This is a genomic window from Novosphingobium kalidii (assembly GCF_040534015.1).
Lineage (GTDB): Bacteria > Pseudomonadota > Alphaproteobacteria > Sphingomonadales > Sphingomonadaceae > Novosphingobium > Novosphingobium kalidii.
The window spans coordinates 70,199-89,737 of sequence record NZ_JBEWLY010000007.1; the positions used below are offsets into that span (position 1 = coordinate 70,199).

The following is a 19,539-nucleotide window of genomic DNA, read 5'->3' on the forward strand; positions in this document are numbered from 1 at the left end:
AAGACAGACGGGTGGCCGGCCCTCAACCCGTTCGCTTATTCCTCACCCTTTTCGGCCATCTTGTGCAAGTCCTCCTCACCCTCGACTCGCGCAGCATGAGACTTGCTGCGGTCGTAGAGAGTCTTGGCGAGAAGGCCGCCACCGACGAGGATCGCTCCGGGTACCGAGCGCGTCGCCACACGCGCTATGGCAGTGTGGAACAGCGTTTCGCCAAAGGTGCGGCCGCGAAGAATGGCCTTGGCTTTGCGCGGTGCGTATTTCGAGCCGAGCAAGCCATGCTCGACCGCACGACGGGCCAGCATGGCGCTGCCGCGAAGGGCGACATCGGCGATCAGCAGATTGGTGTGGGGATTGGGGCTGGGGCCGTGCAGCTCGCTCGGCTTGCCGGGGAGCATCGCCTTTGCCTTATCTGACGCGGCATGCGCGACGTCCTTCGCGGCATGGGCGACGTCGTGCCCTTTGGCCGAAATATCACCCATTGCCTTGCCCACCGTGGTCTTGCCCATCGTCTCACCGATCCCGGGCCGAAGGCCCGCTACTTCTTTTTGCCGAAGTCCACCGAAACGACGTTCGATCCTTCTTCACTCGAAGTAATGCGCGATGCGGCGTCCCGTTCCGCGCCGTCGTTGTCCGGATCGTGATCGTTGTCGTCATCGTCCACGGCCATCGCTTGGAACTGCAGTCCGAAATCGACGGCCGGGTCGACGAAAGCTGTAATGGCCGAGAATGGTACTTCCAGCTTGGCGGGCAACTGATTGAAGCTCAGTCCTACGCTGAACGCATCCTCGCGCACGATCAGGTCCCAGAACTTGTTCTGGAGAACGATGGTCATTTCGTCCGGGAAACGCGCCTTCAGTTCCGTGGGTACCGACACTCCCGGCGCTCCGGTTTTGAAGGTGATGTAGAAGTGGTGATTGCCTGGCAGTGTGCCGCCGCCTGCAACAACCTGGCCCAGCACGCGGCCGACGACGGCGCGCAGCGCCTCCTGCACGATCTCGTCGTAGGGAATGAGGCTGTCGGGCGTTTCGGTCATCGCGCCTAACTGCGCATCGAGTCGCGGCCGGTCAAGCCGCTTCGATAAGCATTTTCAACAATCCCGGTCGTTTCCTAGCCTCTTTTCAGCGGAGAAGGCGGATACTGTGCTCACCAGGCTCCCGGCGCCGAGTCGATCAGGGTAATTGATTCCTCGCCCGGCAAGCTTATAGGCCGCCCATGCGCACCGCCCGGATCGCCCGCAAGACGCACGAGACCGACATTGCCGTCGAGGTGAACCTCGATGGCACTGGCCGTTACGAGATATCTACCGGTATCGGATTTCTCGATCATATGATCGAGCAGTTCTCGCGCCATTCGCTTATCGACATTTCCTGCCGCGTGGTGGGGGACCTGCACGTCGACCAGCATCATACGGCCGAAGACAGCGCCATTGCTATCGGGCAGGCGATTGCCGAGGCGCTGGGTGATAAGCGCGGGATCGGCCGCTACGGCTCCGCATATTCGCCGATGGACGAGACACTGGCACGCGTAGCGCTGGACATCTCGGGTCGGCCCTATTTTGTGTGGAAGGCTGCCTTCACGCAGGAGAAGCTGGGCGAACTCGACACTGAACTGGTGGAGCACTGGTTCCACTCAATCGGACAGGCTGTCGGCATCACCCTGCACATCGAACTGCTCTACGGCACTAACAACCATCACATCTGCGAAGCCATCTTCAAGGGCTTTGCGCGCGCCATGCGCGCAGCGGTGGAGCTGGACCCGCGCAAAGGGGATGCGGTGCCTTCCACCAAGGGGCAGCTCGGTGGCTGAGGTCCTGGCCCTCGTCGACTACGGGGCGGGGAATCTTCACTCAGTCGCGAACGCTCTCACGGCTGCTGGCGCCAGCAACGTCCATGTCACGTCTAATCCCGACATCGTGCGCGCTGCGGACCGCATAGTCCTGCCCGGGGTTGGCTCGTACAAGGCGTGTGCCGAGGGGCTGCGGGCGATCCCGCATCTGGTGGAGGCGATGACCGAGCGGGTGCAGATCGGCGGCGCACCGTTCCTCGGTATTTGCGTAGGCATGCAACTGCTCGCCACCCGTGGTCTGGAGCATGGCGTGACCCGCGGTCTGGACTGGATTGAAGGCGAAGTCCGCCCGGTCGAGCGGACCGATCCCGCCATCAAGGTGCCGCACATGGGCTGGAACGACGTCTCGCTTGGCCTCCATGATCCCGCAACCGGACTGATCGAGCCGGGCGAGGCCTATTTTCTGCACTCCTACCACTTCGCACCCGAAGATGGGCGCACGGTCGCCGCGATGACCGACCATGGTGGCGGCCTCGTCGCAGCAGTCGCCCGAGACAATGTCGTCGGCGTGCAGTTCCACCCGGAGAAGAGCCAGGCGTATGGCCTCTCCCTGCTGGCGCGCTTTCTGGAGTGGCGGCCTTGAAGGATAGTTTGGCATGATCGTCTTCCCCGCCATCGACCTCAAGCAGGGCCAGGTCGTCCGTCTCGCCGAAGGAGATATGGACCGAGCGACGGTCTATGGGGACAACCCTGCGGCGCAGGCCATGCTCTTTGCCGAGGCGGGATCGCAATATCTGCACGTGGTGGACCTCGACGGGTCCTTTGCCGGCCGGGCCGAGAACCGCGAAGCCGTCGAAGCGATCGTGGAGGTGTTTCCTGGTCATGTGCAGCTTGGCGGCGGCATCCGCACGCCCGAGGCGGTCGCAGGATGGTTCGATCTTGGCGTAAGCCGCGTGGTGATGGGCACTGCGGCGCTCAAGGACCCGCAGTTCGTGAAGGACATGGCGCGTGAGTATCCTGGCGGCATAGTCGTTGCAGTCGACGCGCGTGACGGCATGGTTGCGACGGAGGGCTGGGCCGAAGTCTCGGATGTCTCTATCGTCGATATGGCTCGCCGCTTCGAGGACGCCGGTGTCGCTAGTCTGCTGTTCACCGATATCGGCCGCGACGGTATGTTGAAGGGCTGCAACGTCGAGGCGACGGTGGATCTGGCACGCCGCACCGATTTGCCGGTGATCGCCAGCGGCGGGGTGAAGGGGCTCGATGACATTCGCATGCTCACGCTCCATGCCCGTGATGGGATCGAGGGCGTGATCACCGGTCGAGCCCTGTATGACGGCCGCCTCGACCTCGCAGCGGCGATCGCCATGGGCGAGCGCGAGTAGCATGACCGTCCGGGTTCGAGTCATCCCCTGCCTCGACGTCGCCAATGGGCGGGTCGTGAAAGGCGTGAATTTCGTCGACCTCAGGGATGCCGGCGATCCCGTCGAGCAGGCTCGCGCCTACGACGCCGCAGGTGCTGACGAGCTGTGCTTCCTCGACATCTCCGCCACTCACGAGGGGCGCGGCACTCTGCTCGACATCGTGCGGCGGACGGCAGAAGTCTGCTTCATGCCGCTTACCGTCGGCGGCGGTGTCCGCACGGCGGAGGATGCACGCGCCTTGTTGCTCGCAGGGGCGGATAAGGTCGCGGTGAACTCGGCCGCGGTGGCGCGGCCCGAGGTGGTCTCAGACATTGCCGCGCGATTCGGAAGCCAGTGCGTCGTTGCCTCAGTCGATGCGCGTCAGGTGGAGCCCGATCGCTGGGAAATTTTCACGCACGGCGGGCGCCGGCCGACTGGCATCGATGCGCTGGAACACGCGGCAAAGCTTGCGCGGCTGGGGGCGGGCGAGCTGCTGGTCACGTCGATGGATGGCGACGGCACGCAGGCCGGTTACGACCTCGCGCTGACGCGAGCCATCGCCGAATCGGTGGCAGTTCCCGTGATCGCGAGCGGAGGTGTGGGCACGCTCGAGCATCTCGTGGCCGGTGTAACAGAGGGCAAGGCAAGCGCGGTTCTTGCCGCCTCGATCTTCCACTTCGGCAAACATTCAGTGGCGGACGCTCACGCGGCGCTGCGCGCGGCGGGATTGCCAGCGCGAAGCTGACTGTCGGCGTTCTTTACAGGTGCGTGCTGCACGCCGCTTGCATTAACCATTTCGACCCGCCCAGGCGGCGTGCTTTTTCCAGATGGCACAGGGATTGCGTTAAGAATTGCACCAAACGTGCAATGAGGTTCTCGTGCTGCGCAATCGCTCTCTGCCGAAATTTCTGTCTGCATCGTTCCTGGCCGTGATCCCGGCCGCATCGGCGCTCGCCGCCACGGGGAGTGTCCCGCTTCCAGAGCCGAGCGCTCTGGTCCTGCTAACGCTGGGCGTCGCAGGCGTTGCGATTGGACGCAAGTTCTCCACAAAGCGCCCCCGGGACTGACGTCGCCGCTGTTGGCGCAAGTTGAGCGTGGCTTGCGCTTGACCCACCTCGCCTCGCGCCGCATGGATGGACGCGCATGGCCACTTCCGACACTCTTGAGCGGCTCGAAGCGACGATTGCCGCTCGCCGCGAAGCCGACGCTGACAGCAGCTATGTTGCCAAGCTGCACGCACGCGGTCTGAACAAGATCGCGCAGAAGCTGGGCGAAGAAGCGACCGAGACGGTGATCGCCGCATTGGTCGAGGATCGCACGGCACTTGTCGGTGAAGCGGCGGACCTGATGTTCCATCTGCTCGTGCTGCTGTCGGCCAAGGATATCCCTCTTGCCGACGTGCTTGCCGAGCTTGACCGACGCGAAGGCGTGTCCGGCATTGCCGAGAAAGCTTCGCGCACCTCCTGAGGACACCTGACCGATGCCGATCGATCCCAAGCTGCCCTACGATAACGACAATATCTTCGCGAGAATCCTGCGCGGCGAACTGCCGTGCAGCAAGGTCTACGAGGACGATCACGCTCTTGCCTTCAACGATATCCGCCCTCAGGCGCCGGTACACGTGCTGGTGATACCCAAGGCACCCTTCGTGTCCTGGGATGACTTTACCGCCAAGGCGAGCGACGCACAGATCGCCGGCTTCATGCGCGCGGTCGGCGAGGTGACGCGCCAGCTCGAACTCGATCAGCCCGGCTATCGCCTCATGGTGAACATGGGCGGGCACGGCCACCAGGAAGTGGCTCACCTGCATGTGCACATCTTCGGTGGACGTCAGTTCTTTCACATGATCGCGGATTGAGCGCCGCACCGTATTCGGTGTTTGGCAGGGCAGCCGTTTAGCCGCCGTTCAGCTAAGGCGACTTAGCGCTTCTGCGCCACGTTTTGCGCGCGATGCCTTTGCAGCGACCCGCGGCGACGTTAAGGACTGCGCGCAAATGATAGCACTCCCCCAACCCGCAGGCGGCAGCATCGATGGCCCGGTCCATTGGTATGGCTTGCGCGTCTACTACGAAGACACCGATGCGGGCGGTATCGTCTACCATGCCAATTACCTGAGCTGGCTTGAGCGGGCTCGATCCGATTTGCTGGAGATGCTCGGCGTGGATCAGGCCGCTTCGCTCGCTGCGGGTGAGGGAAGCTATGCGGTGGCCGAGGTCCACATCCGGTACCGCTCACCCGCCCGGCTTGGCGATACCGTCCATATCGAAACCCACGCGGAGCAGATCGGTCGCTCTAGCAGCACTTTGCGGCAGAGCGCATGGTGCGGGGAAACCAGGCTCGTCGACGCGACGGTACGCGTGGCTTTCATCGCGCCTGACGGACGCCCGCGCCGTCAGCCTGCAGCGTGGCAGAAGGCATTTGCTGACTTCGCGGGCGGCATGATTGATGGCAACTCGGGCAAAGCACCTCTGGAAGGACAAGAATGACGTTCGATCTGCTTATGGCCGCCTCCAACGCCGCAGTGGGCGCGCCGGACCGGCTGAATCCGGTCAAGCTCTTCCTCGATGCGGACATCGTCGTTCAAGCGGTCATGGTGGGTCTTGTCCTGGCCAGCATCTGGACCTGGATGATCATCGTGTCGTTCATGCTGCGCATGGGCGGCATTGCTCGACGCTGCAATTCCTATGAGCGGGGCTTCTGGGACGCCGAGAACTTCGATGCCTACCAGCGCGAGCGTCGGCGCAGTGAAGTGCCGATGGGCAAAGTGGCTGGCGCAGGATTGGCCGAGTACAAGCACAATTCCGCGGGCGATACCGATCCGGAAGGCGCGCGCCAGCGGATCGCACTCGTCATGAATTCGGCAGTAGGGGAGGAAGCGGACAAGCTGTCGGACCGCTTGAACTTCCTCGCCACAGTGGGATCGGTTGCGCCGTTCGTCGGTCTGTTTGGCACCGTCTGGGGCATCATGAACAGCTTCTTCCAGATCGGCCAGCAGCAGAGCTCCTCGCTCGCGGTCGTGGCACCTGGCATATCCGAGGCGCTGTTCGCGACCGCTATCGGCCTGTTCGCCGCGATCCCGGCGGTTATCGCCTACAACCGTTTCTCGCACCGCGTGAACGGGTTTGAAGCGCGGCTGCAGCGCTTCGCCGATAAGCTTCACGCCGCCCTCACGCGCCAGCTGGAGCAGCGCTGATGGCCATGGGACTGGCAGGCGGTGGTCGCCGCAGGGGACGGGGCCGGAGCGGCCGCGCGCCGATGGCAGAGATCAACGTCACGCCGCTAGTCGACGTCATGCTGGTGCTGCTGATCATCTTCATGGTGACGGCGCCCTTGCTCAAAGCCGCGGTGCCGATCGAGCTTCCCGATAGCCGCGCAAAAGCGATGGCCGAGGAAGCCGGGCAGATGACGATCTCGATCCAGCCCGACGGCACTGTTTACCTGGAGGACGCGCCGCTTGCGCCTGGTGAACTTACAGACCGTCTGATGGCTGTTCCGGCAGGGCCCGATGGCAGGAAACCGCTGGTGACTCTGCGAGCCGACAAGGCGCTGGACTATGGCACGGTCATGCGCGTCATGGGCGAGCTCAACCGCGCCGGGTTCACGTCGATCTCGCTGGTGACAAGCGTCAGCGGCGGTTCAGGCGCCTAGGGATAGCCGGAACGAAGATGGCTCTGGCGTTGCGCAAGGAGGAAGGCCTCGGCCTGGGCATAGCGATCGCGGCTCACGCTGCGCTGGTCGCTGCCCTGCTGTTGCGTCCGGAGACCACGCCAGTGGTTCAGCCACCAGAGCGTATCGAGGTGACGATCAGCGAAGAGGTCGGTCTAACCTCGACGGCGCCCCAGCCCAGTAGTCCCGCAGCGCCTTCGGTCGCCCCTACTTTGGGTGAGCCGCAGCCAGCCGAAGCGCCTGCCGAGCGGGAGCCGGCACCGCCTGAGCCGGCACCGCCCGAGCCAGCACCGCCTCCGCCCCGGCCCGCGCCTCGCAAGGCGGAACCCCCATCGAAGCCAACCCCTCGCGCAACCCGGCGTCCTACGCCGACACCAAAGGCTACGCCCAAGCCGAAGGCGGAGCGACCGGCTCCAGAGGCCTCTCCGAAAAAGGCGCCGGAGCCGAAAGCTCATGCTCAGAAAGCTCCGGCCTTGAAGGCGGCGACCAAAGCGCCTGCCGCCAAAGCGCCCGCCGCCAAAGCCCCTGCCGCGGAAGCTCCTGCGAAGTCGAACGCGCCGGCGGGTGGCAGCCGCATCGGCGACGACTTTCTCAAGGGCGTGACCGGTGGCTCCTCCAGCAGCTCCACGAGCACCAGCCCGTCGGCCGCCACGATCGGGCCGGCAGTACGCTCTTCGCTTGCGAGCGCCATTTCGCGCCAGCTCAAGCCGAAATGGCAGGCGCCGCAAGGTCCTGACGCTGAGGATCTGGTTACGATCCTGTCGTTCAACCTCAACCGCGACGGCTCGCTTGCCGGAGCCCCGACGATCGTCCGCCAACTCGGCATCAGCGACGTCAATCGCAACCAGGCGGACAGGCATGCCGAACAGGCGATCCGCGCTGTTCGCCTTGCCGCACCGTTCGATCTCCCCGAGGAATACTATGACGCGTGGAAGCGCGTCTCGCAGTTCCGATTCGACAAGAGGCTTTCGCAATGACCGTCCGCTCGATGACGCTCGTCTTTCTCCTGGCTCTGGGTGCGACGACACCCCTGATGGCGCAGAATGCGCCGGTTCCCGCTCCGCCGTTGGTCGCATCGACTCCGGCGGCGGAGGACGGGGGCCTCGTGGGCAGCGTCTCGGACGAGAACGAATGGCAGGACCTCGGCATCGCGATCACCAACTTCGCGACCGATCGTGACGTGCCGACCCAGACCAATGCGGGCTCGACCACGCAACTGGGACAAGCGATCGCGCAAGTGATCGCCTCGGATCTGCGGAACAACGGCTTGTTCAAGCCGAGCGGGCCGCAAGGGCTGCCCAGTCCGAGCTTTCCACAAGTACAGTCACCTGAATACTCCCTGTGGTCAGGGAGGGGGGCTGACATGCTTGTCCAGGGCTACGTCAGGGCGAATGCGGCCGGGCAACTGACTGTCGGATGCTATCTCTATGACGTCTCGCTCACTCGCCAACTCGTGAAAGGCGGCTGGCAGTTCGCGGCGTCCGACTGGCGGCGTGCTGCGCACAAGTGTTCGGACCTCATCTATTCGCGCCTTTCGGGTGAAAGCCCGTTCTTCGATTCCAAGATCGCCTACATCGCCGAGACAGGACCCAAGGATCGGCGCATGAAGCGGCTGGCGATCATGGATTCAGACGGAGCCAATCACCGCTATCTCACCAGCGGGCAGGCAATGGCGCTGACGCCGCGTTATTCGCCGGACTATTCCAAGATCCTCTACTTGTCGTACCTGAACGGCCAGCCGAGTATCTACGCCTATGATCTGGCCTCCGACACGCAGAAGCTCATTGCGCGCACCGGCAATCCCACTCTGGCGCCGCGCTGGTCGCCGGACGGCAAGTGGGTGCTCTATTCCATGTCCGTGGGTGGTACGACCGACATTTACCGCGTTTCGGCGGCCGGCGGTAGTACGCCGCAGCGGCTGACTAACGGCCCAGGCATCAACATCGGCGGCAGCTACTCGCCCGATGGCCAGCAGATCGTGTTCGAGAGCGATCGCTCGGGCAGCCAGCAGATTTACGTGATGAATGCCGATGGCTCCAACCAGCGCCGGATCAGCTTCCTCGGCGGCCGTGCGGCGACGCCGGAGTGGAGCCCGCGGGGCGACCTGATCGCGTTCACCCATATCGCCGGGGACTTGCGCGTGGCTGTCATGCGCCCCGATGGCGGCGGCATGCGTTACCTGACGAACAGCTGGCAGGACGAGGCGCCGACCTGGTCGCCCAACGGCCGCATCGTGCAGTTCTTCCGCACTGCGCGCGGCTCGGGTCAGGCCTCGATCTGGCAAGTCGACCTAACCGGACGTAACGAGCGGCGGTTGCCCACTCCGGTTGGCGCTTCCGACCCCGCCTGGGGGCCCGTACGCCCCTAGGCATCGCGCTCTAGCCGCTTACGCTGGCGTGACGATGTGGTACGAGTGACTGGGATGTTTATACCTGGCGACCACTGTGGTCGCGCTGAAAAGGAGATTTCGATGTCTGCCCATGCGAAGCTCGGACCTGCCGCAATTCTCCTCGCCGGTGCGCTCGCCATGTCGGCTTGCGCCAGCAAGGCCCCCAAGGAGCTTCCACCCGAACCGGGCCCGCCGGCCACGTCGACCGACACTGGTCAGATGGGCGTGACGCCTGGCAGCCAGGCCGAGTTCATGCAGCTGATGGCGGGGTCGGACACGATCTATTTCGACACCGATCGCTATGACATCGACTCACAGGATCAGGCGGCGCTCGCCAAGCAGGCGCAGTGGCTGATTCGCTATCCCGCCAAGCGCGCGACAATCGAAGGGCATGCCGACGAGCGCGGCACCCGCGAATACAACCTTGCTCTGGGTGAGCGCCGCGCCAATGCGGCCAAGAATTATCTGGTGAGCCTGGGCGTCGATCCGAGCCGTCTTTCGACTCTGAGCTACGGCAAGGAGCGTCCGGTCGCGGTGGGTTCCGACCAGCAGGCATGGGCGCAGAACCGCCGTGCGGTGACCGTTACCATCGATTGACGCTATAAACAGCGGGCAGAACTTCTTGAGTTCTGCCCGTTTGAAGCGATCTGGCGATCAGGCCGGTGCGCCGATGACCACGTAAAGCGCCATCATCAGCACCGAGAACGTGGCGGAAACGGTAAGACGATCGCTCATGATATCCTCATTTGGTCAGCTTGCTTAGTATAAGGTAGCTAAGGGCATATTGCAATGCAGCATGTGCCACTCGGAGCGTTAATATCCTTTGAACGGGAATCGACCGTAAAGGTGAAAGTGGGCTTGCGTCGCTGACGAGTCGCAGCTTATCGCCGTCGTCATGAGCAAAGCGCGCCGATCCAACGACTGGGGATTCCCGCGCTGGCGTGGATACGGAAGCGGGCGCGAAGCGGCCAGCGTGCGGATCTGCGACCGCCACGGCTGCAACGATCCCGGCGACTGCCCGGCTCCAAAGTCGCCCAACAGCGCGGACCGCTGGTATTTTTGCCAAAAGCACGCGGCCGAGTACAACGCCGGATGGGACTATTTCGCGGGTCTCGATGCAGAGGAAGCCGCGCAGCGCGAGTCCAGCGAGAATGCGCAGAATGCCGGCTACAAGGAAGCCTCGCACTACGGCTGGAGCGGATCGGGCGACGGCACTCGCACGCGGGACGAGATGCGCGCGCTGGAGGTCTTCGGGCTCGATCCCGATGCCGATTTCGACGCGGTGAAGAAGGCCTGGCGTGCCAAGGCCAAGGAAGTGCACCCCGACGTGCGGCCGGGCGATGCGGAAGCCGCAAAGGCATTCCAGGCCTATCAGGTCGCGTACGAAGTGCTGCGCCAGTCTGAAGAGCGCCGGGAGTGGAGGGGCTAACCCTACGGGACACGGCTGATCGCCCGCTGGCGAGTGCGGGATAACGCCGGGGGAACAGGACGACGGCGGACGTGCGGCCGGCGCGGCCTGGCGCGACAGGCTTGGCTCGCGTTCCATCTTGCGAACGGCTGGCGGGGGAGGCGCGAAAGCGGACCGCCAACTCGACCTCTATTGTGCGAAGCGCCGGCGGGAGAGGCTCGCAATTGGCGCCGGCCCGATCCGGCAAGCCAAGGAGAGTGCCGGTAGGACAAGAATGGCTTCGCATCGGGTGCAGGCGCCCGTCTGGAGCGCGGGTCGCATGGTGCGGGATGGTTGAACGAGGCCTTCGCTCACCCGCACCCGCCGTGCGTCGGAGTTCCCTCCGACGGCTGCGGCATATAACCTATAGTTCTATATGTCAAGCTCGGCGCTGCTCCGCCCGGCTAGAACAGCACGGTGGCCGATCCGCTAAGGACGACTGCCGGCTTGAAGTCTCCTACAAAGCTTGGATTGCGGATGTAGTTGACCGATGGCGAAATGAAGAGCCCGTCCATGGCATGGATGGCGTAGAGCATGCCAACAGAGAATTGGTCGCGGTTCGCCTTCAGGCCGGCCGCTTCGATCGCACGTCCACCTGTGCGGCTGAAACGGTTCGATCCGATGGTGAATGTCACCTGGTCGAGCGGACGCCCCGGTACCATGCCGAGAGCATAAACCCGTCCTTCCAGGCTGCGGGTGTAGACATTCACGGAATCTGCCGCGAACAACGCCGAAGCGCCTACCGAGATGCCCCTATAAGACAGCCGCGGATCGGGTTGATAGATCTGGTAGTCGCCCAGGAGATAGATGGACCAGTTGCGTTCCTGCCCTCTGCCATCGAGCCGGTCGTAGAGAGTGGTGTTGTAGCTGCCGCCGCCGCGAAGCCAAATTTGGCGGGTGCTTCCAGATGCAACCCGGCGCACACCGAATTCCTGGATGTAGAGCGCCTTCGCGCCAGGGCGGCTGAACTTCAGGCCAGCGCCTGCGTTGGCGGCGTCAGCGGACATTCCTTCGGGAATGAGGCTACGCTGGACTGCCGACTTCGAATAGAATCCGTCGCCGCCGTTTAGTTGCAGGCTGACGCTGGGCGCGACAGCGGTGCCGCCGCTCATGCCAGTCGAGAGCGGGATCGATGCCGCCAGGCCGCTCGCCAGGATCGGGTTGCCGCCCGCGAAGATGCCCACGAAGTCCGAGATGGTCTGGCCGTACCCTGCTTTGACCTCGATCGTCCGGTCCAGGAAGCTGCTGTAGATGTTGAGGTTGGAAAACTTGGCGCGTGAGGGGCCGATCGGACGCCAGTTTGTGAAGTTGATCAAGGTGCCGACGTTGATCTGGGTGATGTCTTCCCCGGATCCGCCGATCTTCCAGCTCAGGCGCAATTCGTTGCTTTGCGAGAGCGTGAGTTTCTGGCCGGTGTAAGTCTGTGGCGAGAGCTGATCGTTACCGCTCGCAATGTCGTACGATACAGTGTTGGAGCTGACTCCCCGAAAGTAGAGGTCGTGCTCATAAAGCCAGGTGCGAAAGCCTCCTGCATCCTTGGTCAGCGTTTGTGAGACACCAGGAAAGTCAGTGGATTGACCCTGCGTCTTGAGCCTGTCGATCTCGGCAAAACGCGCAGCCTCCCTTCGCGCGCGCGCGATCGGATCCTCGTCGTGGACGGTGAGCGGCGCTGGCGAGGAGATCGCCGGTGCTGCCGTACCGCCGGCCTGTGCGGCGCCCGCACTGGCAGTCTGTGCTCGGGCCGGAGCTTCGATGAGCAGCATGGACAAGACTGAAGACGCGGCTACGCGCCGTGAGAACGAAGACATTGTGCGACCGGCCCCCCTATTTTCAGCAGCAGATCGCATGAAAATGAAACCGGTTCATTTTTTAGTTCAAACATGATCCTTCATCGCCTTGGCGATGGCTGCGGGATCTCGCGTCTCTTCTGCTCGGGCTCGCACGCCCGCTTGACGCTCAATAGATGCCGCGCCTGGCTGAAGCGTTGTTGGCGTGCCGAGTGCTACGAAAAGGGCGCCCGGATTGCTCCGGACGCCCACTCGGTGAACTCGTTCCCCCTTGCGGGAGAGGCGCTGATCAGGCGCTGTAGTACATGTCGAACTCGACAGCCGAAGGAGTGGTCTCCCAGCGGAGAACCTCCGGCCACTTGAGTTCGAGGTAGGCTTCGATCTGATCCTGCGTGAACACCCCGCCTTCGAGCAGGAAGGAGTGGTCAGCCTGGAGCGATTCCAGTGCTTCGCGCAGCGAACCACACACGGTCGGCACTTCGGCAAGCTCGGCCGGCGGCAGATCGTAGAGGTTCTTGTCCATGGCTTCGCCCGGGTGGATCTTGTTCTTGATTCCGTCGAGGCCCGCCATCAGCAGCGCGGCATAGCACAGGTAGGGATTGGCCATCGCGTCGGGGAAGCGGAATTCCACGCGCTTCGCCTTGGCGCCCGTGCCGTAGGGAATACGGCACGAAGCCGAGCGGTTGCGTGCCGAATAGGCGAGCAGTACCGGCGCTTCATAACCCGGTACCAGGCGCTTGTAGCTGTTGGTGGTCGGGTTGGTGAAGGCGTTCAGCGCCTTGGCATGCTTGATGACGCCGCCGATGAAATACAGGCACATGTCGGACAGACCCGCATAGCCGTTGCCGGCGAACAGCGGATTGCCCTTGTCCCAGATCGAGATGTGCGTGTGCATGCCCGATCCGTTGTCCTTCATGATCGGCTTGGGCATGAAAGTGGCGGTCTTGCCATAGGCCTGCGCGACCATGTGCACGACGTACTTGTAGATCTGCATGCGGTCCGCGGTGGTGACCAAAGTGCCGAAGGTGAGGCCGAGCTCATGCTGCGCGGAGGCCACCTCGTGGTGGTGCTTATCGCAAGGCAGGCCCATCTCGATCATCGTCGAGACCATCTCGGCGCGGATGTCGACGGCGCTGTCGACCGGAGCGACGGGGAAGTAGCCACCCTTGGCACGCGGACGGTGAGCAAGGTTGCCCATGTCGTAATCGCGGTTCGAGTTGGTCGGCAGTTCGATGTCATCAATCTTGAAGCCGTTGCCGTCGTAACCGTCATAGAACTTCACGTCGTCGAACATGAAGAACTCGGCTTCCGGGCCGACGTAGACGGTGTCGCCAAAGCCGGCCGACTTCACGAAAGCCTCGGCGCGCTTCGCGGTCGAGCGCGGATCGCGGCCATAGAGCTCACCTGTCGAAGGCTCGACGATGTCGCAGAACAGGATCATCATCGGCGTGGCCGAGAACGGGTCGACATAGACCGCGTCGAGGTCGGGCTTGAGGATCATGTCCGACTCGTTGATGGCCTTCCAGCCTTCGATCGAGGAGCCGTCGAACATCAGGCCGTCTTCCAGCTCATCCTCACCGAGGAGGCTGGAGACCATCGTCAGGTGCTGCCACTTGCCCTTAGGATCGGTGAAGCGAAGATCGACCCACTCGATCTCCTCATCCTTGATCCGCTTCAGGACGTCCTTTGCGCTCGCCATGGGTATTCTACTCCGAATTGACTCTTCCGATCCCAGAAGAAGCTTAGGGGTGATGGATATCTCCGAGACGGCGACCGGTCCCCCGTACCGGTGACGTCCGATCCAGCGCCTTCGATACCGCGCCGGACGGGATTTCGTTTCTGACCTTAAAGCGCGGCGTCGTCACGTTCGCCGGTGCGTATGCGCACGGCGGTTTCGACTGGTACAACGAAGATCTTGCCGTCGCCGATACGGCCAGTCTGTGCCGCTTCGGTGATCGCCTCGACCACGCGCTCAGCCAGTTGGTCGGGCACGACGACTTCGAGGCGCACCTTGGGCAGGAAATCGACCACGTACTCGGCGCCGCGATAAAGTTCGGTGTGCCCCTTCTGGCGGCCGAACCCCTTCGCTTCAGTCACCGTGATGCCGGACACTCCCACTTCGTGCAGCGCTTCCTTCACCTCGTCGAGCTTGAACGGCTTGATGATTGCTTCAATCTTCTTCACGCCTGCGAATACCCCCGCGCTCGGCCCGATCGTCCAGTGTGGAGCGATGTCGAACCCGATGCCTCGTGCGCGATCTCATCAAGAATCGTGCCAGGCCAGTTGGTCCGTGGTAGGATACTTGTGTAAGCGCGAAAAGAGCGGAAACGCGCGAATTCTTGCGTCGTGAACAGCTTGGACGCAGCTTCGGTGCGCAGGTATTCCGCGCGGTGATGATTAATGAGGCACGACTGCTTAAATGTTGGGCAGTTGTAGCCGCCGTAAACTGACCACACAAGTCGGCTGGCGGGTGGCGGGGACGTTATGCATCTCCATATCGCGTCCCAAGATATTCAGCGTCAGAGGCGCAGGCCAGCCGTTTCGTCCAGCCGCGCCATGATGTTCAGATTCTGCACCGCGGCACCGCTAGCGCCTTTGCCGAGGTTATCGAGTACCGCAACGAGCCGCGCCTGCGAGCCATCGCGTGCACCGAACACGAAGAGCTCGACCGTGTCGGTCGGCGCCATCGCGCGGTGCAGGAGCAGTTCGTCAGGCTGATCCTCCCGAACCTTGATAATCTGGCTACCGCGATACGTCTCCGCAAGGCTGGCGAGCAGGACATCAGGCGCGGCGGCGAGTGGCATAGCGGCAAGGTGCAGCGGCACTTCCACCAGCATACCACGGAACGCAGGGACGACCGCGGGCGCAAACAGTGGCTGGTGAGAGAGGCCAACGTGGCGCTGCATCTCTGCGACATGCTTGTGCCCCATCGCCAGGCCATAGGCCCGAAAGGCGATGTCCTGATCCTCTTCGAAGCGTCCGATCAGCGCCTTGCCGCCACCCGAATAGCCGGATACGGCATGGCAGACGTAAGGCCAGTCCTTCGGCAGCAGCCCTGCCGTGACCAGCGGCGCAAGCAAAGTGATGAAGCCGGTGGGGTAGCAGCCGGGATTGCTGACACGCCGCGCCAGGGCGATCGCCTCAGCGCCCACCACCTCAGGCAAGCCGTAAGTCCAGCCGATGGCAGTACGGTGCGCAGAGGATGCGTCGATCACGCGCACTTTGTCATTGCGGATCATGCCCACGGCATCGCGGGCGGCTTCGTCTGGCAGGCACAGGATGACGAAGTCCGCGTCATTCAGCGCCTCGGCACGGGCAGTATCGTCCTTGCGGCGTGCTTCGTCGAGCACGACCAGCGTGAACTCGGGGCGGCCGGCAAGCCGTTCGGCGATTTCGAGGCCAGTCGTCCCGGCGGCGCCATCAACGAAGACGGTTGCGCTCATGCGACGGGCTCCAGTCCAGTCAACGCGGTGTATCCGACAAGGCCATCATTCTCGACCTGACCCCAGGCCCAGGTTCCCGCCATGTCCAGCACTTCGAACAGCGTTCCCTCACCAAGGGTGCCAAGCACCTCGGCGTCGGTCCGCCCTTGCGCGAGAAGCACCGCGCCGGCTTTGGCGCGATGCAGCATCGGCACAGCGTAATGCGGCACGAAGCAGCGCCCGGCGAGCTTGATGTGAGCCAGATCGCCCCGCACCGCCAGGTGACCGGGATCCGCACAGACGCTCGGTCCGCTAAGCGTCAGCAGCGCATCCGGCGCGTCCAGGCGTGTGTAGGAATCCTCTAGCGGCAACGTGCGGTTATCTCCGAAGGGAAAGATGGGGGCGCTTAGACGGGTCACCGTGGGTTCGCAAGTTTAGCGATACCGCTGTGCCAGCATGCGCCATGCCGCACGCAGACCCAGGGCATCGCCGCCTTTCGGTCGGCCGGGTTTGGCGGCGGGGCGCCATGCAAAGGTATCGAAATGCGCCCAGTCAGTGTCCTTGGGGACGAACCTGTCGAGGAACAGAGCCGCGGTCGTAGCTCCCGCGAAGCCGCTGCTGCCCGAGTTGTTGATGTCGGCGATGTCGGACTTCAGGTATTCGCGATAACCCTCGAACAGCGGCAAGCGCCAGCAGGGATCGTCAACCTGCGCGCCGGCATCGAGCAAAGCCTCTGCCGTTTCATCCCGCCGCGCGAAGAGGGCAGGCAAATCAGGGCCGACGGCGACGCGCGCGGCGCCTGTCAAAGTGGCGAAATCGATCAGCAGCTCCGGATTGTCCTCTCCGGCGCGCGTCAGGGCATCGCCCAGGATCAGGCGGCCTTCGGCATCCGTATTGCCGATCTCCACGGTGATGCCGGCGCGCGAGCGCAGCACGTCGCCAGGGCGAAAGGCGTTGCCGGAGACGGCATTCTCGACCGCGGGGACAAGTGCGTGCAGCCGCACCGGCAGACCCAAGCTCATGACAAGCTGCGACAGCGCGAGCGCGTGCGCAGCGCCGCCCATGTCCTTCTTCATCAGCAGCATGCCCGAGGCTGGCTTGATATCGAGCCCGCCCGAATCGAAGCACACGCCCTTGCCGACTATAGCGATACGAGGGTGTGCGGGGTCTCCCCACTCGATCTCGATCATGCGCGGCGCATGGCTGCGAGCGGCGGCGCGGCCAACCATGTGGACCATCGGGAACTCGCGTTCGAGCATGTCGCCGCGGGTGACGCGAAGCTGCGCCCCATGCGTCTTGGCGATTGCCTCTGCGCGCGCTTCGATCTCGGCCGGGCCCATGTCCTCGGCCGGAGTGTTGACCATGTCGCGCACGAGTGCGACCGCTTCGGCCTGCGCCAGAACCTCGGGAATTGCCTTGGGTTCTCCGGTCAGAAGGATACGCGGACCGTCCGTGCCGGGTTCCGACAAGTAGCGCTCGAACCGGTATTGGCCGGTGATCCAGCCGAGGAGCGCCGCGCCCGGCTCCCCGCCGACACGGCGATAGGTGCCGGCCGGCAGCACCTCGGCCAGTTTGGCCATGCACCAGCTGGAGAGCGACGCAGTATCGGCGACGCCGGCAACGACACTCCACTCGTCTCCGTCGCGAGGCATGATTGCGTGCGAATAGCCCTCGGCCTTGAACTTTTGCGCAGTCAGTGCCGCACGTTGCGGAACCGTGCAGCGCTTCAGGAATTCTTCGAGTCCGTCCTTATCGACCAAGTGAATGGGAATGGCCGATTGGCCCCGGTCGGGCTCGATCAAAGCGTCTTTGTCAGTCATTATCCAGCCTGTAGACTCCGGTTTGCAACCAGCGCGAGAGGAAAAAGATGCAGCGTACTGCGTTCCTGGCCACAATTGCCCTCACGGCCGCTGGATGCGACGCGCAAGCGCCTGCGGAAGCCACGGCTGACGCCAGGCCCGCAACGGCTGCGGCAACAGCCGTGCCGAGCTCGGCGCTGGCCTCGCCGACGGGGGTCGGAGTTCGGGAAGGGGCAGGCCGTACGGTTGACATCGAAAACGAGCTATTCGAGTTCGAATACTCCTACCCCGCCGCTGCAGGCGCCATCCCCGACCTCAAGGCGCTGCTCGACAAGCGCCTGGCCGAGGCCCTCCGCGAGCTTAAGCGAAGTGCCGCAACAGACCAGCGCGAAGCAGGCAAGGCCGGCTATCCCTATCGCAAGCACAGCTTCGGTACGGAATGGGAGGTGGTGACCAGCATCCCGCGCTGGCTCTCGCTATCGGCCGATAAATACACTTACACCGGTGGCGCGCATGGGATGGCATTCTTCGACAGCCTGCTGTGGGACAAGACGAAGCAGAAGGCCCACGAGCCGACGGACCTGTTCACTAGCAAGAAGGCGCTGAGCGCCGCCATCCGCGAGCCGTTCTGCGCCGCTCTCGACAAGGAGCGGGAGAAGCGGCGTGGTGAGCCAGTGGAGCGCGATGGCGGCGATCAGTTCGACGAGTGCATCGACCCGGTCGAAAGTACGCTGATCCTGGGCTCGTCCGACGACCTGACGTTTGATCGCCTTGGCATACTGGTCGGCCCGTATGCAGCCGGTCCTTACGCGGAGGGAACTTACGAGATCACGCTACCCGTGACCGAAGCAGTTCTTGCCGTGGTCAAGCCCAACTATCGGGGCGATTTCACCAAGCCACGCTGACCACTCGCAATTTGCCGGCTTTGCGGCTATATCGCCGGCATGACCGAATACCAGACGATCGACGCCCAGGACACCGTCCTGCGTGATGGCACCATCAAGCTGCATGGACCCGAAGGGTTTGAGGGCATGCGCCGCGCGGGCCGTCTCGCGGCCGAGATCCTCGACGAAGTGGCATCCATGGTGCAGCCCGGCGTCAGCACTGCGGCGATCGACGACAAAGTGCGTCAGATGACTCTCGACGGTGGCGCCGTTCCTGCGACACTCGGCTATCGCGGGTATCAGCATTCATGCTGTATCTCGATCAACCATGTCGTGTGCCACGGCATCCCGTCCGAGAAGACCCTGAAGGACGGTGACATCGTCAACATCGACGTCACGCCGCTGCTGGGTGGCTGGCATGGCGATTCCAGCCGTATGTATCTCGTCGGTGACGTTCCGCTGAAAGCCCGTCGGCTGGTTGAGGTCACCTACGAATGCCTGATGATCGGCATCGAGCAGGTGAAGCCGGGCGCGCGCTTGGGCGACATCGGCGCAGCCATTCAGGCGCATGCGGAGCAGCATCGCTACGGCGTGGTGCGCGAGTTCTGCGGGCATGGTCTGGGCCGCTTGTTTCATGACGCGCCCGAAGTGGTCCACGCGGCACGCGCGGGCACGGGGCCAGAGCTCAAGCCCGGCATGTTTTTCACCATCGAGCCCATGATTAACCTCGGCAAGCCACCGGTAAAGTTGCTGGCCGACGGCTGGACGGCCGTGACTCGCGACAAGTCGCTGTCGGCGCAGTTCGAGCATTCGATCGGCATCACCGAAGACGGCTGCGAGATCTTCACGCTCAGCCCCAAGGGCCAGCACAAGCCGCCTTACGCCTGATTGCGGCGGGGCCACCGGCCCTGCGTCCGCTCACCTATATCGCTCCAGCGGCCGGGTAGGGGCGTGACC

At 63.6% G+C, this 19,539-nt stretch carries 24 protein-coding genes; 16 read left to right on the plus strand and 8 right to left on the minus strand.

Annotated features, from left to right (window positions below; genetic code table 11):
* Positions 1–35: 35 nt before the first annotated feature.
* Positions 36–506, minus strand: a complete 471-nt coding sequence (locus ABVV53_RS02155; RefSeq protein WP_353982677.1) for a hypothetical protein — start codon at positions 504–506, stop codon at positions 36–38.
* 29 nt (positions 507–535) lie between these two features.
* Positions 536–1,033, minus strand: a complete 498-nt coding sequence (locus tag ABVV53_RS02160) for an SspB family protein (protein WP_353982678.1) — start codon at positions 1,031–1,033, stop codon at positions 536–538.
* A gap of 179 nt (positions 1,034–1,212) precedes the next feature.
* Between ABVV53_RS02160 and hisB the strand changes: the two genes are divergently transcribed.
* The 14 genes from hisB to ABVV53_RS02230 all read left to right on the plus strand — a co-directional run bounded on the left by hisB (position 1,213) and on the right by ABVV53_RS02230 (position 10,672).
* Entirely contained in the window at positions 1,213–1,806 is a 594-nt protein-coding gene (gene hisB, locus ABVV53_RS02165; protein WP_353982679.1) for an imidazoleglycerol-phosphate dehydratase HisB, read from the plus strand.
* The gene (gene hisH, locus ABVV53_RS02170) at positions 1,799–2,428 is read left to right on the plus strand and encodes an imidazole glycerol phosphate synthase subunit HisH (protein ID WP_353982680.1); all 630 of its coding nucleotides are present in this window, start codon (positions 1,799–1,801) and stop codon (positions 2,426–2,428) included. The genes hisB and hisH overlap by 8 nt, the downstream gene beginning before the upstream one ends.
* Positions 2,429–2,441: 13 nt before the next feature.
* On the plus strand, positions 2,442–3,170 hold the full coding sequence (gene hisA / locus ABVV53_RS02175) for a 1-(5-phosphoribosyl)-5-[(5-phosphoribosylamino)methylideneamino]imidazole-4-carboxamide isomerase (protein WP_353982681.1): 729 nt from the start codon (positions 2,442–2,444) through the stop codon (positions 3,168–3,170).
* Position 3,171: 1 nt separating this feature from the next.
* Positions 3,172–3,933, plus strand: a complete 762-nt coding sequence (gene hisF, locus ABVV53_RS02180) for an imidazole glycerol phosphate synthase subunit HisF (RefSeq protein WP_353982682.1) — start codon at positions 3,172–3,174, stop codon at positions 3,931–3,933.
* A gap of 133 nt (positions 3,934–4,066) precedes the next feature.
* A complete protein-coding gene (locus ABVV53_RS02185; RefSeq protein WP_353982683.1) occupies positions 4,067–4,255 on the plus strand; it encodes a PEP-CTERM sorting domain-containing protein in 189 nt (62 codons plus the stop codon).
* A gap of 76 nt (positions 4,256–4,331) precedes the next feature.
* A complete protein-coding gene (locus ABVV53_RS02190; protein ID WP_353982684.1) occupies positions 4,332–4,655 on the plus strand; it encodes a phosphoribosyl-ATP diphosphatase in 324 nt (107 codons plus the stop codon).
* Positions 4,656–4,668: 13 nt separating this feature from the next.
* The gene (locus tag ABVV53_RS02195) at positions 4,669–5,046 is read left to right on the plus strand and encodes a histidine triad nucleotide-binding protein (RefSeq protein WP_353982685.1); all 378 of its coding nucleotides are present in this window, start codon (positions 4,669–4,671) and stop codon (positions 5,044–5,046) included.
* A 136-nt stretch (positions 5,047–5,182) separates the two neighbouring features.
* A complete protein-coding gene (locus tag ABVV53_RS02200) occupies positions 5,183–5,674 on the plus strand; it encodes a YbgC/FadM family acyl-CoA thioesterase (protein ID WP_353982686.1) in 492 nt (163 codons plus the stop codon).
* Positions 5,671–6,381 (plus strand): protein TolQ, encoded by a 711-nt coding sequence (tolQ, locus tag ABVV53_RS02205; RefSeq protein ID WP_353982687.1) that lies wholly within the window; start codon positions 5,671–5,673, stop codon positions 6,379–6,381. Before ABVV53_RS02200 ends, tolQ begins: the two co-directional genes overlap by 4 nt.
* Positions 6,381–6,836: an ExbD/TolR family protein gene (locus ABVV53_RS02210; RefSeq protein WP_353982688.1), complete on the plus strand. Its 456-nt coding sequence runs from the start codon at positions 6,381–6,383 to the stop codon at positions 6,834–6,836. The genes tolQ and ABVV53_RS02210 overlap by 1 nt, the downstream gene beginning before the upstream one ends.
* 17 nt (positions 6,837–6,853) lie before the next feature.
* Entirely contained in the window at positions 6,854–7,831 is a 978-nt protein-coding gene (locus ABVV53_RS02215) for a hypothetical protein (RefSeq protein WP_353982689.1), read from the plus strand.
* Positions 7,828–9,222 carry a Tol-Pal system beta propeller repeat protein TolB gene (tolB, locus tag ABVV53_RS02220; protein ID WP_353982690.1) on the plus strand — a complete coding sequence of 465 codons (1,395 nt, stop codon included), beginning with the start codon at positions 7,828–7,830 and terminating at the stop codon, positions 9,220–9,222. Before ABVV53_RS02215 ends, tolB begins: the two co-directional genes overlap by 4 nt.
* 102 nt (positions 9,223–9,324) lie before the next feature.
* Entirely contained in the window at positions 9,325–9,840 is a 516-nt protein-coding gene (pal, locus tag ABVV53_RS02225) for a peptidoglycan-associated lipoprotein Pal (RefSeq protein ID WP_353982691.1), read from the plus strand.
* 298 nt (positions 9,841–10,138) lie between these two features.
* Positions 10,139–10,672: a J domain-containing protein gene (locus ABVV53_RS02230; RefSeq protein WP_353982692.1), complete on the plus strand. Its 534-nt coding sequence runs from the start codon at positions 10,139–10,141 to the stop codon at positions 10,670–10,672.
* A gap of 422 nt (positions 10,673–11,094) precedes the next feature.
* Here the strand turns inward: ABVV53_RS02230 and ABVV53_RS02235 are convergent, their stop codons facing one another.
* The 6 genes from ABVV53_RS02235 to ABVV53_RS02260 all read right to left on the minus strand — a co-directional run bounded on the left by ABVV53_RS02235 (position 11,095) and on the right by ABVV53_RS02260 (position 17,719).
* Positions 11,095–12,453 (minus strand): carbohydrate porin, encoded by a 1,359-nt coding sequence (locus tag ABVV53_RS02235; protein WP_353982693.1) that lies wholly within the window; start codon positions 12,451–12,453, stop codon positions 11,095–11,097.
* 313 nt (positions 12,454–12,766) lie between these two features.
* Positions 12,767–14,176 carry a type I glutamate--ammonia ligase gene (glnA, locus tag ABVV53_RS02240; protein WP_353982694.1) on the minus strand — a complete coding sequence of 470 codons (1,410 nt, stop codon included), beginning with the start codon at positions 14,174–14,176 and terminating at the stop codon, positions 12,767–12,769.
* A gap of 146 nt (positions 14,177–14,322) precedes the next feature.
* Positions 14,323–14,661, minus strand: a complete 339-nt coding sequence (locus tag ABVV53_RS02245) for a P-II family nitrogen regulator (protein WP_353982695.1) — start codon at positions 14,659–14,661, stop codon at positions 14,323–14,325.
* Positions 14,662–14,996: 335 nt separating this feature from the next.
* Positions 14,997–15,920: an N-acetyl-gamma-glutamyl-phosphate reductase gene (gene argC, locus ABVV53_RS02250; RefSeq protein ID WP_353982696.1), complete on the minus strand. Its 924-nt coding sequence runs from the start codon at positions 15,918–15,920 to the stop codon at positions 14,997–14,999.
* Positions 15,917–16,318, minus strand: coding sequence for an SH3 domain-containing protein (locus ABVV53_RS02255; protein ID WP_353982697.1), 402 nt, complete (start codon positions 16,316–16,318; stop codon positions 15,917–15,919). The genes argC and ABVV53_RS02255 overlap by 4 nt, the downstream gene beginning before the upstream one ends.
* 15 nt (positions 16,319–16,333) lie before the next feature.
* A complete protein-coding gene (locus ABVV53_RS02260; RefSeq protein ID WP_353982698.1) occupies positions 16,334–17,719 on the minus strand; it encodes a leucyl aminopeptidase family protein in 1,386 nt (461 codons plus the stop codon).
* Between the two features lie 47 nt (positions 17,720–17,766).
* On the opposite strand from ABVV53_RS02260, the gene ABVV53_RS02265 reads away from it, so the two are divergent.
* Both ABVV53_RS02265 and map read left to right on the plus strand, forming a co-directional pair.
* On the plus strand, positions 17,767–18,603 hold the full coding sequence (locus ABVV53_RS02265; RefSeq protein WP_353982699.1) for a DUF3298 and DUF4163 domain-containing protein: 837 nt from the start codon (positions 17,767–17,769) through the stop codon (positions 18,601–18,603).
* Positions 18,604–18,642: 39 nt separating this feature from the next.
* Entirely contained in the window at positions 18,643–19,470 is an 828-nt protein-coding gene (gene map / locus ABVV53_RS02270) for a type I methionyl aminopeptidase (RefSeq protein ID WP_353982700.1), read from the plus strand.
* The last annotated feature ends 69 nt before the right edge of the window (positions 19,471–19,539 follow it).

What these genes read in the sequence shown, in the direction of transcription:
- ABVV53_RS02230 (WP_353982692.1), top strand. Translation starts at nt 10,139, where the DNA reads ATGAGCAAAGCGCGCCGATCCAACGACTGGGGATTCCCGCGCTGGCGT.
- ABVV53_RS02260 (WP_353982698.1), bottom strand. Translation starts at nt 17,719, where the DNA reads ATGACTGACAAAGACGCTTTGATCGAGCCCGACCGGGGCCAATCGGCC.
- ABVV53_RS02235 (WP_353982693.1), bottom strand. Translation starts at nt 12,453, where the DNA reads ATGCTGCTCATCGAAGCTCCGGCCCGAGCACAGACTGCCAGTGCGGGC.
- hisA (WP_353982681.1), top strand. Translation starts at nt 2,442, where the DNA reads ATGATCGTCTTCCCCGCCATCGACCTCAAGCAGGGCCAGGTCGTCCGT.
- argC (WP_353982696.1), bottom strand. Translation starts at nt 15,920, where the DNA reads ATGAGCGCAACCGTCTTCGTTGATGGCGCCGCCGGGACGACTGGCCTC.
- ABVV53_RS02210 (WP_353982688.1), top strand. Translation starts at nt 6,381, where the DNA reads ATGGCCATGGGACTGGCAGGCGGTGGTCGCCGCAGGGGACGGGGCCGG.
- hisF (WP_353982682.1), top strand. Translation starts at nt 3,172, where the DNA reads ATGACCGTCCGGGTTCGAGTCATCCCCTGCCTCGACGTCGCCAATGGG.
- ABVV53_RS02160 (WP_353982678.1), bottom strand. Translation starts at nt 1,033, where the DNA reads ATGACCGAAACGCCCGACAGCCTCATTCCCTACGACGAGATCGTGCAG.
- map (WP_353982700.1), top strand. Translation starts at nt 18,643, where the DNA reads ATGACCGAATACCAGACGATCGACGCCCAGGACACCGTCCTGCGTGAT.
- tolQ (WP_353982687.1), top strand. Translation starts at nt 5,671, where the DNA reads ATGACGTTCGATCTGCTTATGGCCGCCTCCAACGCCGCAGTGGGCGCG.
- ABVV53_RS02265 (WP_353982699.1), top strand. Translation starts at nt 17,767, where the DNA reads ATGCAGCGTACTGCGTTCCTGGCCACAATTGCCCTCACGGCCGCTGGA.
- ABVV53_RS02195 (WP_353982685.1), top strand. Translation starts at nt 4,669, where the DNA reads ATGCCGATCGATCCCAAGCTGCCCTACGATAACGACAATATCTTCGCG.
- ABVV53_RS02190 (WP_353982684.1), top strand. Translation starts at nt 4,332, where the DNA reads ATGGCCACTTCCGACACTCTTGAGCGGCTCGAAGCGACGATTGCCGCT.
- pal (WP_353982691.1), top strand. Translation starts at nt 9,325, where the DNA reads ATGTCTGCCCATGCGAAGCTCGGACCTGCCGCAATTCTCCTCGCCGGT.
- glnA (WP_353982694.1), bottom strand. Translation starts at nt 14,176, where the DNA reads ATGGCGAGCGCAAAGGACGTCCTGAAGCGGATCAAGGATGAGGAGATC.
- hisB (WP_353982679.1), top strand. Translation starts at nt 1,213, where the DNA reads ATGCGCACCGCCCGGATCGCCCGCAAGACGCACGAGACCGACATTGCC.
- tolB (WP_353982690.1), top strand. Translation starts at nt 7,828, where the DNA reads ATGACCGTCCGCTCGATGACGCTCGTCTTTCTCCTGGCTCTGGGTGCG.
- ABVV53_RS02155 (WP_353982677.1), bottom strand. Translation starts at nt 506, where the DNA reads ATGGGCAAGACCACGGTGGGCAAGGCAATGGGTGATATTTCGGCCAAA.
- ABVV53_RS02200 (WP_353982686.1), top strand. Translation starts at nt 5,183, where the DNA reads ATGATAGCACTCCCCCAACCCGCAGGCGGCAGCATCGATGGCCCGGTC.
- ABVV53_RS02215 (WP_353982689.1), top strand. Translation starts at nt 6,854, where the DNA reads ATGGCTCTGGCGTTGCGCAAGGAGGAAGGCCTCGGCCTGGGCATAGCG.